Consider the following 17,296-nt stretch of genomic DNA (forward strand, 5'->3'; position numbering starts at 1 on the left):
GCACGCCTCCGACGCGTACGCCGCCGACACATCGCCGGCACGCCACAGGCGTGCCGCGGGCGTGTTGTGGGCATATACAAAAGTCGTCGTCGCGCTTATGGCATTGCGCACAAAACAAAAGAACCTACGGACACGTAACCTCGTCGACAGACTGGCCGAAATCGTCACCTCCCCATCGCGGGCGATCGTCACGGCCACCGAAACACGTAAGGAACACGGCATCATGCTCGACCACTACACCACACCAGGATCGTCCGTCGAACTCAAGGACGACCAGACCATCTACTCCCTCCTCACCGACCGTCTCGCACGCACCGGAGAGGACACTGTCATCGCCGAGAAGAAGCTCGGCCCCGGCCGCTGGCAGAACGTCACCACCGGCGAATTCCACCGCATGGTCGTCTCCGCCGCGCGCGGCCTCATCGCGCTCGGCGTCGCCAAAGGCGACGCGATCACCATCTTCTCCTCCACCCGACTCGAATGGGGCGTGCTCGACTTCGCCATCGCCGCCATCGGCGCCGTCAGCGTGCCGATCTACGACACCGACTCCGCCGCCCAGGCGCAGCGCATCCTCAACGACGCCGACGTCAAGCTTGCGTTCGCCGACGACCGCACGCGCTTCGACCGTCTCGACTCCGTCAAGGACCACTGCCCGTCCCTCAAGCAGATCCTCATGATCGAAGGCAACGCGCTCGGCGCGCTCGAAGGCCTCGGCGTCACCGTCTCCGACGAGGAACTCGACGAGCGCATCGCATCGGTCCACATCGACGACCTCGCCACCATCGTGTACACGTCCGGCTCCACCGGCGCACCCAAGGGCGCCGAACTCACGCACCGCAACTTCGTGTCGATCACCATCGCCGCAAGCGAGGCGCTGCACGAGATGATCCTCGACGACCATCCGCGCCTGCTCCTGTTCCTGCCGCTCGCCCACTGCTTCGCACGTTTCATCCAGTACGCGTCCATCGCCTCCGACGACGGCGTCGTCGGATACCTGCCGGACACGAAGTCCCTCCTGCCCGACCTGCGCTCCTTCCAGCCCACCTACCTGCTGGGCGTGCCGCGCGTGTTCGAGAAGGTGTACAACGCCGCCTCCCGCAAGGCCGGCGCCGGTTGGAAGGGCCGCCTGTTCCTCAAGGCCGCCGAGGCGGCGATCACATGGAGCAAGGCCGAACAGGCCGGCGAGAAGCACACGCTCGCCGAAATCGCCGAGCACGCCAAGTACGAGACACTCGTCTACCGCACCGTGCGCGGCGCGCTCGGCCCGAAGATCAAGTACGTGGCATGTGGCGGCGCGCCCCTGTCCCTCGACCTCGCGCACTTCTACAACGGCATCGGCCTGCCGATGATCCAGGGCTACGGCATGACCGAAACGGCCGCGCCGTTCGCCGCGACCCGCGTCGACGACAACGTGATCGGCACGGTCGGCCAGCCCGCGCCCGGCTCGTCGGTGCGCATCGCCTCCGACGGCGAGCTGCAGGTCAAGGGCCCGAACGTGTTCCGCGGCTACCACAACCTGCCGGAGAAGACCGCCGAGGCGTTCACCTCGGACGGGTGGCTCAAGACCGGCGACCTCGCGTCCATCGACGACGAGGGCCGCATCACGATCACCGGCCGCAAGAAGGACATCATCATCACCGCCGGCGGCAAGAACGTCTCCCCCATTCCGCTGGAGGAGGAGATCGCCAAGTGCCCGATCGTGGAGCATGCCGTGGTGGTGGGCGATCAGCGTCCGTTCATCGGCGCGCTGGTGACCCTTGACCCCGAGGCGCTGGAGACATGGCTGCCGCAGCACGGTCTGTCCCTCGAGACGCCCATCGACCGCCTCATCACCAACGCGGCCGTCCACGAGGAGATCCAGCAGTACGTCGACCGCGCGAACGCGACCGTTTCGCGCGCCGAATCCGTGCGCAAGTTCGTGGTACTCGACACGCAGCTCACGCAGGCGAACAAGTGCCTGACCCCGTCGCTCAAGGTCGTGCGCCCGGCCGTCAACCGCGTGTTCGCCGACGTCATCGAGCACGAGCTGTACGCCGGCAAGCGCTGAGGGTGCGGGAGGTTGGTTGCCGGGTCGCCGGGTCGCCGAACCCATGGCACGCAACCGACGGTCGGACCTGCCGGCCCGCTGACAGAGCTTCCTACTGTCGTATCCGTGCCAAACCTGGCATGGATACGACGCTCACATAGCCGTTAGCGGTGTTTCCGCACCAACCTTGGCATGGATTCGACGCTGACAGGGCCTTGGCATCGTCTGCACGCCACATTTGGCGCGAAGCCGACGCTCACACAGGTCTCAGCGTCGGTTCGATGCCAACCTTGGCGCAGAGACGACGCTGACGGGGCCACTGACGTCGGATTCGTGCCATCGATGGCGAGGAAGCGACGCCCGAACCATGGACGACAAGAGGCCGGCATCTCCGGAACGGAGATGCCGGCCTCAATGCGTTCCGACCAGCCAAATCAGCGGGCCGGAATCGGGTCAGCGGCCGAACCGACGCGACGAGCGCGCGGCCCGACCGGAGAACCTGCCGTCAGTCGCGGTTGCGACGGACGGCCAGCGCCATGCCGGCGGCCGCCAGCAGCAGCATGACGGCGATGCCCATCACGGCGACGGACGAACCCGTCTTCGACAGACGCGCGGTCTTGGCGGTCTTGGCGGAGGACTGCTTCGCGTTGTCCTTCTTGGCAGCGTTCTTCTTGGCGTCGTTGGAGGGCTTCGACTGGTTCGGCTTGGACGGCGTGGTCGGCGTGGAGCCGCCGTTCTCACCCGGCTTCTCGCCAGGCTGCTCGGCGTTCTTCGTCCACTGGGCGTAGAGGGTGAGGTCACCGGACACGGGCGTGGCGAAATCGTACGCGGTCTTGCCGTCCTTGTCCGTGGTCCAACCCGCGAACGTATAGCCTTCACGCGTCGGATCCGCAGGCTTCGTCACGGTCTTGCCGTACTCCACGGTCTGCGCGTCCACGGACGAACCGCCGTTCGCATCGAACGACACCGTGTACTCGTTCACCGTCCACTGCGCGTACAGCGTCAGGTCGCCGGAGACCGGCGTGGCGAAATCGTACGCGGTCTTGCCGGCCTCATCCGTCGTCCAACCCGCGAACGTATAGCCCTCACGGGTCGGATCCGCAGGCTTCGTCACGGTCTTGCCGTACTCCACGGTCTGCGCGTCCACGGCCGAACCGCCGTTCGCATCGAACGACACCGTGTACTCGTTCACCTTCCACTGGGCATAGAGAGTGAACGCCTTGTTCACTTTCCTCGTCGCGACGAACTCCTGGTCGCCGGCGGCGTCATACGTCCAGCCAGTGAACGTGTAGCCCTCGCGCGTGGGCGTGGGCAGGTTCGTAAGTGCATGGCTCGTGGCGGCTTGGACCGGGGCGACCGCGTCGCCGCCCTGTGCATCGAACGTGACGGTGCACAGGTACTGCGGGTAGATGGAGAAGTCGCTCTCCTCGTCGAGCGGCTGCGACGGGTCGAACGTGCCGTAGTCGTATTCGCCGAGCGACCAGTGGCCGAACGTGCAGCCGTCCTTCGCGGGCGCCACGAGCTTCGGATCGTTGGCGGGAACATCACCATAGTTCACCGTGACGTACTTGCCGCTGGTCTTGCTGCCGATGTAGATGCGGACCGCGATGGCCTCCCACTGCGCGTACACGGTCATGTCCGAGGTGATGCCGTCGGGCTGCTTCCAGACGGTGCGGAGGTTGTGCGTGCATTCCACGTCGTCCTTCTGCGTGGACCAGCACTGGAACCGGTAGCCGGTCCGATCCGGAATGTTGACGTGGTTCACCCATTCGGTGTCGTTGTGCGTCGTCGTGTCATTGGCCCACCATTCCGCGGTATGACCGATGTCGGAGCCGCCCTGCGAATCGAAGGTGATGGTGTACTTGGCATTCTCTTTCCACTGGGCGTAGAGCGTGAACGCGTTGCGGACCTGACGGGTGTCGAAGAACCGCTGGTCACCGGCGGCGTCGTACGTCCATTGGACGAACGTGTAGCCGCTACGCGTGGGGGTCGGCAGGTTCGTCAACGGCTGGCCCGTAGGCGCCTGAATCGAGGCGATCGGATCGCCGCCCTGCGTGTCGAACGTGATGGTGCACAGGTACTGCGGGTAGGCGGACATGCTGGCCTTCGCCGAGGCGAGCGGCTTCGTCGGATCGAACACGACCGTGCCGTCCTCATCGGTGGACCAGTGGTCGAACGTGCAGCCGTCCTTCGCCGGGGCGACGAACTTCGGGTTATCGGCCGGAATGTCACCGTTGGTCATGTCGACGAAGTTGCCGCTGGTCTCGCTGCCGATGTACACGCGGACGGCGATGCCCGCCCACTGCGCGTACACGGTCATGTCCGAGGTGATTCCGTCGTTCGAGAACCAGAGGTTCCAGAGGTCATGGTCGCAGGCCTTGTCCGACTTCTGGGTGGACCAGCACACGAAGCGGAAGCCTTCGCGGGTGGGCTTGGTGACCTTGTCGGACCACTCCTCGCTGTTGCTGCCGGTCGCGTCGTTCTTCATCCACGTGGCGGTGTGGTCGACCGGGGTGCCGCCCTGCGAATCGAAGGTGATGGTGTAGCCGTAGACCGGTTCGTCCGCGGCCTTGGGTTGCGCCTGCTGGGTGGTCGACTGGGTCGGCTGAGACTGGGTCGCCGTAGCCGCCTTCGAGGTCTGGGCCGATTGGACAGTCTGGGGCGACTGGACAGCCGAAGACGTGGCCTTGGACTGGGACTCGCCGCCTTGCGGCTGCGCCGACGCGGCGGTCTTGCCGGATGCCGCGGCCTTGGACGCGGCCGCACCCGATGCGGCGGCTGACGACGTTCCGGCCGCGGCGGTCTTGCCTGCGGACGCGGTTACCGATGCCGACTGCGTCTGGTTCTTGGATTGTGCCGCATCTGCGGCCGATGCGGCCGACTGCGTCTGCTGCGACGTAGTCGTCGACTCGGATTGCGCCGATGCTCCTTCGGCGGCGTTGGCCGCAGGGACGCCCACTATGAGCGTCGCCACGGCGGCCGGTATCGCGAGGAGTTTCATCCACCTGCCGGATGGACGCGGATCATGGTTCATTGTCATCGCTAGCTTCCTTCCCCCCTAGGACTCCTGAACCTCTATGTCACGTGGCCCGCGCAAGCACCGTCTTCGCTGCATGTTTACGTTGCCAACGCTTCCAGTGTATTGCCGCGGAACATCATGCGCAAGGGAGATGCAGCCCCCGATGAATGCCCGGGCATCGCATCTCCCAGTCATCATTCATCCAGCGAAACAAGCCGGCAGCATCGCACCGATCCGCATCACCGAGAGCCCACCCAGCGACATAACTCGGATGACCACCGACCAATCGCTTCACGGATACCCTCCTCGGCGAAACACCCAGTCACCACAACACCAGCATGCTTCACGGACAGACCTTCCAGCGAAACAATCCGACACCGTCGCGCCACGCCCAATACGGCGAATACCGGGGATACGGCGAGCATGCTACGGATTCCCTTGACCTGACGACCATCGGCTCGGGTTCACATCGGTCCGATAGAGTGACGGCACCGTGCGAATCACATAATCGCCCGTTCGCGGGATGACGGAAATAAGGGGTGCGTGATGACCGATCGGCCGATGATCGCAGTGACGCCACTGATGGATTACGGGCGGGACAGCCTGTGGATGCTGCCCGGATACATGGATGCCGTGCTGCGCGCGGGTGGCACGCCGGTGATGCCGCCGCTGACCGACGATGCGGACGTGGTGGAGCAGTGCGCCGAACGGTTCGACGCGTTCCTGTTCACGGGCGGACCGGATGTAGGGTCGTCAGTCGGTCTCTTGGCCAATCCCGGGAACAGGACCGGCATCGGCGCTGCAGGCACCGACGAACCGATGGACGGCAAGAGAGATGGTGCAGCCGGGCGGCGAGACGATTCCACGGCCGCTGACGCGGATGACGCGACCGGCCGCAGCGAAGCGCTCTCCCCCGAGCGCGACCGCATGGAATCACTGCTGCTGCCGGCTGTGATACGACTGGACAAGCCGATTCTCAGCATCTGCCGCGGCATCCAGTTCATCAACCGGTTCCTGGGCGGCACGCTATGGCAGGATCTGCCCACCGAGCATCCCAGCGGAGTCGAACATCATATGAATCCGCCGTACGACGCGTTCGGGCACACCGTGACGTTGACGCCCGGCACGCCGCTGGCCGAACTGTTCGTAGGCCAACGGGAAATCGCCGTGAACAGCTATCACCATCAGGCCGTGCGCGAACCGGCACCGGGGCTGCGCGTCATGGGCGTGGCTCCGGACGGGGTGATTGAGGCGTTGTGGCGGCCGGCGAGCCGGTTCCTGTGGGCCATGCAATGGCATCCCGAGTTCCTGTACAAGGTGGACCCGCGTTCACAGGCCATCTTCGACACGTTCGTGCGCGCGGCGCGGAGCGAGTAGCCGCACGCTCCACTCCCACCATGCCGCGATGACCCACCCCAACCGGCGGCACCCCAATCGGCGACGCATCTCGACAAACCCGGCTGAAACCCCCGTTCTCTGGTATTTACAGCACCACATGGATGAAACCACCCTTCTCAAACGGGCATTTGACGCTGTAGACCGGGAATAATGGGGATTTCGGCCGTAACATGGAATGGAATCGGCATATCGAACGGGTTGGGCGGAAAAGGAGGGCATCCGTCATGGGGATTTTGTCCAGGCTGATACGAACCTTCGCTGCGTTCCGGACGATGCGCACCTCCGAAACAGCACGGCAGGTACGGGCTCCGAAGACGTCACGTTCGATGAGGGCACACGGTCCGGCGCGAACGACGCGGCCAAACGATTATGATGACGGCAACCCCGCCGGCCAGAATGACATCCCGCCCGGTCTCATTGATGCCGGTACGGCCGGACGAAATCATGAATCCCCCGTACTGACCGTATTGCGCGCCCACAGCGGCGAAAACACGGAAGACGGGACGTACGAGGACTTTCTCAATCGCCCATCGGTCCGCAAGGCGATACGCGACGATGCGAGGCTTCGCGGTTATCCTCCCATGGACCGAGACGCCACACTTGAATTGGCGAACCGGCTCCGAACCATATACGGCAAGCGATTGCGGGAAATATGCGGAGGCCGCGACGACATGGATCCGTTTGCCGCCAACCAGATGATGTTCGAAACGCCTTGGTCGCGCTATGACGGCACCTATCTGTGGGTGGGCACCGATGGGGACATCCATCGCACGTATCAGGAGCGCGGCCGAATCAATCCCGTGGAATCCATCGACGATGAGGATGACTTGGCCTACGACCTGGTCACGACCATCGTGCAAACCCGCGCATACCGCATCATGACGGCCGGACCGCACGAGCCGTGGACGGACAGGGAATGGCCCATGCGGCTCAGTGCGCTGCAGGAGGCCCTGATGTCATGCTTCGGCGACAAGTGGCGCAATCGTCTCGCCGAGGAGAACGAACGGCTGTTGCGCCATCGCTGACACCGACGACGGATCCCGCTACGGAACGCGGCGAACACCCAGGCTTTCCAGATCGCGGAGGATTCGTGCCGGGCTGTCCAGTTCGTTGGCATACATGCGTATGACGGAGACCCTCTGCCGTTCCAGACACTGCTGTCTACGGCGTTCACCATCGACCACCTCACGAATCGACCTGCCTGACGTCATATTCGGATCCACGTATTTGCGCACACCGTCGAATTCCATCACCACGCAGGTTCCATCCTGCTTCTTCCAGAGAAAATCCACGCGATGTCTCCTGCCCGGATGATCCAGACACGGGAATTCCGTCTGGATGTCGTCGGGAGGATACCCCATCTCATGCAGCATGCCACGTGCCGACGATTCACCGCCGTTCTCGCTGCGCGCGTCGGACAGGGTGAACGCCCGCATGACGGTACGACGGCGACGGGAATATTTCACCGATGATGGGTATGCCAGCAGAACATCTTTGTCGACGGAATTGGCCCGCAATGACGAATCGATGGGAGCCAGCGAATATCGCAGGCTCAAGGCGGCGGCACAGTCGAACAAGGTGCGCAGCAGCCCCGTCACCTTCACGCCTTCCACCTCAGCGATCTCGGGATTGGAGATGACGTGTCTCGTCAGCTGCCCGGAGTTGCGATAATGCGTGCCTGGTGCGACGGCGATCCAAAGCGGACACGACAACCGATAGGAACAATCCAGCCGATGCATGATGGCTGCCGTCGGCCCGCAGAACACCCAGTCGGGATGGCATCGGGACAACGCCCGAACGACATGACGGACCTGCTCATAACGGTCAAGGGCATTCCAATAATCGGTCTGCGCATAGAGCCCACGAAACGGCTTCACGATGCCGCCGGAGCATACACGCCGCTGAATCGCCTTGAATTCGGTGTCCGTGGGAGCCACGACGCAACGCTTCTCCCGACGCGCTTCGGCGAACAGCGCATCAACCGCATGATGCCTTACCATGTCCCCATTGTAGAGGGGCCATCCGTAACGAATCCCGGGGGTCGAAATCCCCGATATCCAGAATCTACAGCACCAAACACCCGTTTACATGGGGACGTTTCGGGGGTTTGACGCTGTAAACCGGAAATAACGGGGGTTTGAGCAGGAGGAACCGGAACACGCGGAAACGAACAGGGCCCGTCACGAACCGACCAGCCCGCTTCGCGAAGAGGCCCACCAGCGAAGCAACCAAGCACCGTCGCACCAACCCGCTTCGCAAACGGCCTCCCCAGCGAAACGATCCGGCAGCATCGCACCAACCCGCTTCGCAAACAGCCTCCCCAGCCTCTCTCCAAGCCCAGCACAAACGAAGGACCCGACTCCCCATTGGGGAATCGGGCCCTCTCATGGCCATTGACGCTCACCGTCCGCTAAGCCCGGCGATGCGTCAAGGCACGCCAGCCGTCAATCAGTGACGGTTGTCGAGACGGTGAACCATCTCGGACAGTTCCAGCTCCTTCTCGAACTGACGGGCGGTGGTGTTCTCGTCGATGACGGCGAGCTCGACGCCGGCGATGCGGGCGAAGTCCTCCCAGGCCTCACGACCGACGGAGGTGGTCATGCAGGTGTGGTGCGAGCCGCCGGCGGTGATCCAGCACTGGACGGCGGTCTTGAGGGACGGCTGCGGCTTCCAGACGGCGCGGGCGCACGGCAGCTCCTTGAGGGAGCCCTGCGGCTCGACGACGTCGACGACGTCCATGAGCAGGCGGAAGCGCTCGCGCACGTCGGACATGGAGACGACGACCGCGTCCTTCTTCGGCTTGCCGGAGAAGACCAGGCGGACCGGGTCGGCCTTGCCGCCGATGCCGAGCGGGTGGATCTCCAGCTTCGGCTTGGCGATGGTGCCGATGGACGGGGAGACCTCCAGCATGTGGGAGCCCATGTCGAGTTCGTCGCCTTCGGTGAAGTTGTAGGAGTAGTCCTCCATGAGGGAGGCGCCGCCGGGCAGACCGTAGCCCATCACCGCGCCGATGCGCACGAGGACGGCGGTCTTCCAGTCGCCTTCGGCGGAGAAGCCCCAGCCGTACTCGGACGGGAAGCGCTGCGGGCCGACGCCCGGCAGCTGCGGCAGGGCGCCGAGGTCCTCGAAGTTGTCGACGCCGGCGGTGCAGCCGTTCTCGCGCATCATGTTGACCATCGCGGCCTCTTCCTTGGCGGCGATGAACAGGGAGTCGTACTTGGCGTCGAGCAGGGCCGGGTCGACGTCGTACTTGGCCTTGTAGTCCTCGATGATCTCCTTGACCTGATCGTCCTTGACCTTGTCGTACGCGGCGACGAGCTCGTTGACGGCCCAGGTGTTGATGGAGGCGCCGAACACGCGCTCGGCCTCGGTCTTGTCGCCCTCGGTGACGGCGACGTTGCGCATGTTGTCGCCCCAGCGCATGACCTTCATGTTGTTGGAGGCGTCCCAGCCGGCGCAGGCGCGGGCCCAGGTGCCGACCTTCTCGGCGACCTCCGGGTCGGTGTAGTGGCCGACGACGATCTTGCGCTTGATGCCGAGGCGGGAGACGATGTAGCCGAACTCACGGTCGCCGTGGGCGGCCTGGTTCAGGTTCATGAAGTCCATGTCGATGGTCTCCCACGGGATCTCCTTGTGGTGCTGGGTGGCCAACTGCAGCAGCGGCTTGGTCAGCACTTCGAGGCCGCGGATCCACATCTTGGCCGGGGAGAAGGTGTGGCACCAGGTGATGACGCCGATGACGTTCGGGTTGGCGGAGGCTTCGACCATGAACTCCTTGACGCCGTCGGAGGACTTCAGGGTGGGCTTGAGGACGATCTTCGCCGGGATCTTGCCGGTCTTGTTGAGGTAGTCGACCATTTCGGCGGAGTGGATGGCGACCTGGCGCAGGGCCTCCTCGCCGTACAGGTCCTGCGAGCCGACGCCGAACCAGATTTCCTTGCCCTCGAACGGGTTCTCCATTGCCATGATTGTTTCCTTTACTTCGTTGTGTTGGTTGTTATTGGTTGGTTAAGTTACGTTCCAGCGTCACAGTGTCGGCGACCCCGGTCTGATGCGTGTGGCTCCAAGGCGCGGGAGACGAAGGCGTACGAAGGTACGTCGAGTCTCCCGCAACGTAGGAGACACACCATCAGATCAGTGCTGGCCGTAGACGTTCTGGTAGCGGTCGTTAAGCTTGTCGATGTCGGCCTGCGGGATCTCGATGATGTCGCCGAGCTGGCGGGCGGCCCACATGGTGTGCGCGACCTCTTCGGTCATGGCGGCGGCCTTGACGGCGGCTTCCGCGTCCTTGCCGATGGTGAACGGGCCGTGGTTCTGCATAAGGACGGCCGGGGACTTCGGGTACTTGGCGAGGGTTTCGACGACGCCCTTGCCGATGGCTTCGGAGCCGATGAGGCGGAACGGGCCGACCGGCACGGGGCCGCCGAATTCGTCGCCCATCATGGTCAGGCCGCACGGGATGTTCTGGCCGGTGGCCGCCCACGCGGTGGCGTAGGTGGAGTGGGTGTGCACGACGCCGTAGACGCCCGGCATGTTGCGATAGATGTAGGCATGGGAGGCGGTGTCGGAGGACGGGGCTTCGGAGCCGTCGACCACGTTGCCTTCGAGGTCGGTGACGACCATGGAGTTCGGGGTGAGGTTCTCGTAGCGCACGCCGGACGGCTTGATGACCATGAGGTCGGCGGTGTGGAGGCGCTGGGAGACGTTGCCGGCGGTCCAGACGACGAGGTTCCACTTGATGAGCTGCTGGTGGAGGTTGGAGACGACCTCGCGCACCTGCTTGACTTCGGCGCGGACTTCGGGGCCGTAATCTGCCAGAGTTGCCATTGTTGTGTTCCTTTCGGTTTGGGGGACGTGTTGGGTTGTGTGGTGTACGTTTCGTTTGGGGTCCGATTCGGTTCCGGTCCGGCCGGTTCCGTCCGGACCGTGTGGATCCGGTTCGGTGTGGTCCGGCTGGCGATGCCGTGCGTACGGCGTCGCCCGCCGTCCGGTCACTTGTCTTCGAGGTCGATGCTTTCGATGGCGGTGTGCTCGATGGGCAGGCCCTTCGAGAAGCGGGCGAAGAAGTCTTCGAAGCCGACGACGTCGCCGGCTTCCGGCTCTTCGGTGGTGGACTGCGCGTCCTTGAACACGCGGCCGTCGAGGTAGTCGGCGAGGTTGGTGTGGTCCTCGTTGGTGTTCCACAGGTAGTCGGCGAGCACGGCCATGCCCCAGGCGCCGCCTTCGGCCGCGGTGGACATCACCTTGATGGGGGTGTTGAACGCGGCGGCGAGGATCTTCTGGGCGACCTTCGGCGTGGTGAAGATGCCGCCGTGGCCCACGAGGGAGTCGATCTGCACGTGCTCCTGCTTGGTCATGACGTCCATGCCGATCTTGACCGGGGAGAACGCGGAGAAGAGCTGGGCGCGCATGAAGTTGCCGAGGGTCATGTTGGCTTCGGGGCTGCGGGCGAACAGCGGGCGGCCTTCGGGCAGGCCGGCGAGGAATTCGCCGGAGCGGAACGGGTAGTTGAGGAGGCCGCCGCAGTTGGCGTCGACGTCGTCGGCGATGGCGGCGCGGAACAGCGTGCCGTAGAGCGTGCCGGCGTCGACGGGGTGGCCGAGGGCTTTGGCGAACTGGCCGAACAGGCCGACCCACGCGTTGAGGTCGGAAGTGAAGTTGTTGGCGTGGCTCATGCCGGCGAGGTCGCCGGCCGGGGTGGTGACGAGGTCGACTTCCGGGTGCAGGGCCTTGAGCTTGTGCTCGAGCACGACCATCGCGAAGATGGAGGTGCCGGCGGAGACGTTGCCGGTGCGCACGCGCACGGAGTTGGTGGCGACCATGCCGGTGCCGGCGTCGCCTTCCGGCGGGGCGAGCACGATGCCGGGCTTGAGGGTGCCGGTCGGGTCGAGGAGCTTGGCGCCTTCCTCGGTGAGTTCGCCGGCCGGGGTGCCGGCGACGAGCGGACGAGGCAAGAGGTCTTCGAGCTTCCACGGCTGGGCGGCCACTTCGGGCAGCGCGTCGAACTGTTCGATGAACGCGGTCTCGTAGGTGTGGGTGGTCGGGTCGATGGGGAACATGCCGGAGGCGTCGCCGACGCCGAGGACCTTCTCGCCGGTGAGCTTCCAGTGGACGTAGCCGGCGAGGGTGGTGAAGTACGCGACCTTGGAGACGTGCTCCTCCTTGTTGAGGACCGCCTGGTAGAGGTGGGCGATGGACCAGCGCTCGGGGATGTTGTACTGGAACAGCTCGGAGAGCTTCTGGTGGGCTTCGGAGGTGTTGGTGTTCTGCCAGGTGCGGAACGGCACGAGCAGTTCGCCGTCCTTGTCGAAGGCGAGGTAGCCGTGCATCATGGCGGAGAAGCCGATGTGCCCGATGTGGGTGAGCTTCTCGCCGTAGGCGGTTTCGACGTCGTTGGCCATGGCCGCGTACGCGGACTGCAGGCCCTTCCAGATCTCCTCCTGGGAGTAGCTCCACAGGCCGTCCTCCAGGTGGGAGGCCCAGCCGTAGTCGCCGGAGGCGATGGTCTTGTAGGTGTCGTCGATGAGGACGGCCTTGATACGGGTGGAACCGAACTCGATGCCCAGCGAGGTCTTGCCCGCGCGGATCTTCTCGGCGATCGCGGCGACCTGCTCGGAGGCGTTCGTTGCTGCCATGTTGGACTCCTCACTGACCGGCCGGAGGCACCGTCCGATCAACCATTTTAGGTAAGCGTTTTCGCGCCCGTCTTTGGGGAACTGTTAACGCTCACAATTTCCGAGACTATTGTACAAAGCACCCCGACGGAACACAACCCCGACGTGTCTCGCTCTCAAACGTTGTCATAACCGGCCATAAACCGCCCTTTTGACGGCCCGCATGTGCGACACGCCCATCACGTCATCAGGCCCGACACGCAAAAAGGGCGTGCGCCCATCGGACGCACGCCCTCCACACGTCGGCCGAACCTCGGTCGGACCACCTCGGTCGGACCACCTCAGTCGGACCACGTCGCACGAGGCGCCGCAGCGCACCCGGCGTCACGCACCCCGTGCCGACGCGGCGCCTACACGCGCGGCACGGGCCCGAGCGATGTGCGCGCGCACACCGTCGCCGGCACCAATCCCACGCCATGCTGGACGTTCGGCAGCTGCGGCGAGGCGCCCTCGCCGAGCAGACGCAGCACCTCGCGCATCGCCGCCGCGCCGAGCCCTTCGAAATCGGGGCGCACGGTGGCCATCGGCGGATACATGTTGTCCATGGCGGGCATGTCGTCGAAGCCGACGATGCTCACGTCCTGCGGCACGCGCAGGCTGTGCTCGTGCAGCGCGCGCGCCACGCCCACGGCCTGGCTGTCGTTCGCGGTCACCACCACGGTGGGCAGCGGCGCGCCGGTCACGCCGGCCGTATCGATGAGCCGGTTCATCTTGGCGTACGCCTCGCCGGACTCCCACGTGGAGCAGCGCATGACCTGCGTGCGCACGGATTCGTTCGCGGACAGCGTCTCCCACGCGGTGAGTCTTGTGGCGGCGTCGCGCCATTCCGGCGGGCCGGCGAGATACAGCACGTGACGGTGTCCGGCGGCCGTGACCAGGCGCATGACGTCCGCCATCGCGCCCCACTGGTCGAGCCCCACGAACGAGGTGCGCGAAAGGCCGTCCTCCGGGACCAGCGAACGCGCCTCGCGCATGCTCATGCCGCCGTGCGTGGAGGTGACGATGACGCGCGGCTGGTCGAGCTTCGCGCGGCATGCCAGGTCGAGCATCACGTCGGTGGGGGTCAGAAGGATGAACGCGTCCACGTTCTGCTCGTTGAACGTGTCGATGAGCTCGTCGAACTCCTTCTGCGTGCACAGCGCCTCGTGCACCATCATCACGCTCATGAACAGGCCGTGCTCGCGCGCCAGCGATTCGATGGACGTGATGGCGGAGATCGGTCCGTAGAAGCGCAGACCGCCGGCGATGAGGCCGATGGTGCGTGATCTGCTGGAGGCGAGCGCGCGCGCCGAGTTGGAGGGCCGGTAGCCGAGTTCGCGGATGGCGGCCTTCACCTTCTTGCGCGTGGCGTCGGAGACGTCGGGCGAGTTGTTGATGACGCGCGAGACGGTCTGATGGCTCACCCCCGCGAGTTTGGCCACTGCGAACATCGAGGGTCGTTTGCTGGCGTTGCGTCCGGAACCCATACTGCTTCTCCCTTCCGCAGGTCGCGTCGGCGCGGTGTGCGCCATCATGCGTTTCATGTCGCGTTCTGTCGTGTTCTGCGATTCGGCACGTCGTCGTGCGCGATGCGCCCGTGACGTCGCGCGCGGCGTCGCTTCTGTCAGCTTATCGCGATTGCCGACGCGACACGTGAGCGCTCACAGTCACATATTCCGTGTCGTTTTCGTCTCGCGTCCGCTTCCGATGACGTTTGCGGCGTGGAGACGTCGCCGTCCGACGTCCCTCAGACGAGCTTCCAGCTGAGGCGATGCAGGTCGCTCGGGCCGTGTTCCTCGATGGCGGCGCGGTGCGCCTCGGTGCCGTACCCCTTGTTGTGCTCCCACTCGTACGGCGCGTACTTGGGGTCGGAGACGGCGATGCGGGTCATCAGCCGGTCGCGGGTCACCTTGGCGATGACGGCCGCCGTGGCCACGGCGGCGCAGGAGCGGTCGCCCTTGACCTTGGTGGTCACGTGCGCCGGAACCGGTACGTCGGGCGCGTCGAACGTGTTCATCGCCTTGGTGATGTAGTCGTTCGGCCCGTCGAGGATCGCGCCGACGCGCACGGCGCTTGCGTCGACGCCGTCTCGCACCCCGTCCAGCCCAAGTCTGCGTTCGGTTTCGGCGAGCGCGCGCAGCGCCGCCACGCCGAGCGCGTAGGAGATGCCCCATTCGTCGATCTCCACGTTGCTCGCCTCCCCCACGGCCCATGCGGCCGCCCAGTCGGTGAGCTCGTCGTAGATGGCCTCGCGGCGATGTTCGGTGAGCAGCTTCGAATCGGCCACGCCGGCGGGCACGTCGAGCGGGACGGACGCACCGGACGGCACGACGCCATCGGACGCATCCGCATCGGACGCCAGCAGGTCACGCGACCACACGGCGGCGCACCCCACCATCACCGGGCCGGCGAGCGCGCCGCGCCCCACCTCGTCGAACCCGCAGACGAGGTCGTACCCCTCGCGGGCGAGCGAACGCTCCAGGTCGAGCGTGGGCGTGATCATCGCAGGCTCCTTTCGGGAATGCGCATGGAACGCGCGTGAACGAAGACGACATGCGCCGCCGAAAACGGACCCGACGGCGGCGGGACGTCACTTGGTGACGGACGAGACGCCGGGCACGTCGGCGAACACCTCGTTGTGCGCATCCAACGCACCGAGACGGTTCAACGGCCAGTAGCGGGCGAGGCCCACGCCCACCACGTCGCTGACGGGCACGAGCCCATGGTCGCCGTCGTCCTGATGGTAGCGGGAGTCGGCGGAGTTGCCGCGGTTGTCGCCCATGACGAACACGTGTCCCTCGGTGACGGTCACGCTGAACGGGAAGGCGCTCGGCTGCACGCCGGCCTTGAGGTAGGCGCTTTCGTCGATGGCCACGCCGTTGACGGTGATGGGCTGGCCCGCGCCCTTGCACGCCACCACGTCGCCCGGCAGACCGATGAGGCGCTTGATGAGATAGTCGCCGCCCAGCGGATTGCTGGTCTGCTCGCCGGCGAGCCAGTTGGCGGGATCATGGAAGACCACCACGTCGCCGCGCTGCAGGCCCACCACGCGCGGCGCGATCTTGAGCGTGACGACGCGGTCGCCGGGTTCGATGGTGCTTTCCATGGACCGGGTGGGAATCTCGTAGAAGCCGATGAGGAACACGCGGATGAGCACCACGACGAGGATGGGGATGCCGCACCAGATGAGCGTGTCCTTCCAGGAGAAGGAGCCTCCACCGTTGCGGTCCGTCGTGTTCGCGGCGTCCGTCACGCCCGCGATGCCGGTGCCGTCGCCGCGCGAGGGCGCACGGTGGGCGCCCCGGCCGCGCGTGTGGGAGGAGCCGGAACCGGGCGCCCCGGACGCGTCCGCACCGCCGATGATCTCGTCGAAGCCGGCGACGGACGGCATGTCGTCGGGGGCGATGCCATGACCGGCCACCCGGAGCGTATGTCGGTCGCGTTCGTCGCTGTCAAACTGTGCCATCGGCCCTCCTCACGAAAACTCCGCCCATTGTAGCCATGCGCATGAACGTGCGGGAGTGTGCGGATAGTGACGAGCGGGACGCGACCTGCGGAACACGACGGGCGGAAGCGGCAGACGGAAGTCCCGCATCCGCCCCGAAGACGGCGATGGCCCGGAGACCGTGAAGGTCTCCGGGCCATCGGTTGACGCGCTGTGGCGCATCCGCCGTCACGAAGCGATCGGAATGATCACTTGGTCTTCTTGGCGGAGTTGTCGCGACGCTCGACGATGCGAGCGGCCTTGCCGCGCAGGGCGCGCAGGTAGTAGAGCTTGGCGCGGCGCACACGACCACGACGGACCAGCTTGATGGAGTCGATGGACGGGGAGTGCACCGGGAAGCGGCGCTCCACACCGGTGCCGAAGCTGATCTTGCGGACCACGAAGGTCTCACGCAGACCGGCGCCCTGACGGGCGATCACCACGCCGGTGAAGGTCTGGATACGGGAGTTGTTGCCTTCCTTGATCTTCACGTTCACGTCGACGGTGTCGCCGGGACGGAAGGCCGGGATCTCCTCGGCCGGCTTCATGTGCTTGGCGTCGAAAGCCTCGATGGCGTTGACCATGATTGTTCCTTCAGTGCTGCCGCATATCAGCCCCAGGTCGGGACCGCGCGTCCGTGTTGTTGCGTTGCCGGAGCGCGATCGAATGTGTTCCCCCTCGGGTCTGCCCTTGGGAGGCCTGCCGATCCGCCGGAA

General features: G+C 65.3%; 12 protein-coding genes. 3 read left to right on the plus strand and 9 right to left on the minus strand.

Translation table 11 applies throughout. The features are described from left to right. Window positions 1-223 precede the first annotated feature (223 nt). Complete coding sequence (locus KIH78_RS01940; RefSeq protein ID WP_219131018.1) at window positions 224-2,047, plus strand: AMP-dependent synthetase/ligase; 1,824 nt, start codon at window positions 224-226, stop codon at window positions 2,045-2,047. A gap of 484 nt (window positions 2,048-2,531) precedes the next feature. Here KIH78_RS01940 and KIH78_RS01945 read toward each other — a convergent pair whose 3' ends face one another. After that, window positions 2,532-5,066, minus strand: a complete 2,535-nt coding sequence (locus tag KIH78_RS01945; protein WP_219131019.1) for an InlB B-repeat-containing protein — start codon at window positions 5,064-5,066, stop codon at window positions 2,532-2,534. A gap of 522 nt (window positions 5,067-5,588) precedes the next feature. Here KIH78_RS01945 and KIH78_RS01950 point away from each other — a divergent pair. Next, the gene (locus tag KIH78_RS01950; RefSeq protein WP_338024098.1) at window positions 5,589-6,422 is read left to right on the plus strand and encodes a gamma-glutamyl-gamma-aminobutyrate hydrolase family protein; all 834 of its coding nucleotides are present in this window, start codon (window positions 5,589-5,591) and stop codon (window positions 6,420-6,422) included. A 245-nt stretch (window positions 6,423-6,667) separates the two neighbouring features. Next, entirely contained in the window at window positions 6,668-7,468 is an 801-nt protein-coding gene (locus KIH78_RS01955) for a hypothetical protein (RefSeq protein ID WP_219131021.1), read from the plus strand. 18 nt (window positions 7,469-7,486) lie between these two features. Here KIH78_RS01955 and KIH78_RS01960 read toward each other — a convergent pair whose 3' ends face one another. The 8 genes from KIH78_RS01960 to rplS form a co-directional block, all read right to left on the minus strand. Then, window positions 7,487-8,443, minus strand: a complete 957-nt coding sequence (locus KIH78_RS01960) for a CTP synthase (protein WP_236034356.1) — start codon at window positions 8,441-8,443, stop codon at window positions 7,487-7,489. A 448-nt stretch (window positions 8,444-8,891) separates the two neighbouring features. Then, window positions 8,892-10,409, minus strand: a complete 1,518-nt coding sequence (araA, locus tag KIH78_RS01965; protein WP_219131022.1) for an L-arabinose isomerase — start codon at window positions 10,407-10,409, stop codon at window positions 8,892-8,894. 168 nt (window positions 10,410-10,577) lie between these two features. Then, window positions 10,578-11,270, minus strand: a complete 693-nt coding sequence (locus tag KIH78_RS01970; RefSeq protein WP_214312005.1) for an L-ribulose-5-phosphate 4-epimerase — start codon at window positions 11,268-11,270, stop codon at window positions 10,578-10,580. 164 nt (window positions 11,271-11,434) lie between these two features. Next, the gene (locus tag KIH78_RS01975; RefSeq protein ID WP_219131023.1) at window positions 11,435-13,078 is read right to left on the minus strand and encodes a xylulokinase; all 1,644 of its coding nucleotides are present in this window, start codon (window positions 13,076-13,078) and stop codon (window positions 11,435-11,437) included. A gap of 389 nt (window positions 13,079-13,467) precedes the next feature. Further along, window positions 13,468-14,583: a LacI family DNA-binding transcriptional regulator gene (locus KIH78_RS01980; protein WP_236034357.1), complete on the minus strand. Its 1,116-nt coding sequence runs from the start codon at window positions 14,581-14,583 to the stop codon at window positions 13,468-13,470. 260 nt (window positions 14,584-14,843) lie between these two features. Further along, a complete protein-coding gene (locus tag KIH78_RS01985; protein WP_219131024.1) occupies window positions 14,844-15,599 on the minus strand; it encodes a ribonuclease HII in 756 nt (251 codons plus the stop codon). An 87-nt stretch (window positions 15,600-15,686) separates the two neighbouring features. Continuing rightward, a complete protein-coding gene (lepB, locus tag KIH78_RS01990; RefSeq protein WP_219131025.1) occupies window positions 15,687-16,562 on the minus strand; it encodes a signal peptidase I in 876 nt (291 codons plus the stop codon). Window positions 16,563-16,789: 227 nt separating this feature from the next. After that, entirely contained in the window at window positions 16,790-17,164 is a 375-nt protein-coding gene (gene rplS / locus KIH78_RS01995) for a 50S ribosomal protein L19 (RefSeq protein ID WP_214312000.1), read from the minus strand. Between the last annotated feature and the right edge of the window lie 132 nt (window positions 17,165-17,296).

The organism is Bifidobacterium saguinibicoloris (assembly GCF_019331725.1).
GTDB lineage: Bacteria > Actinomycetota > Actinomycetes > Actinomycetales > Bifidobacteriaceae > Bifidobacterium > Bifidobacterium saguinibicoloris.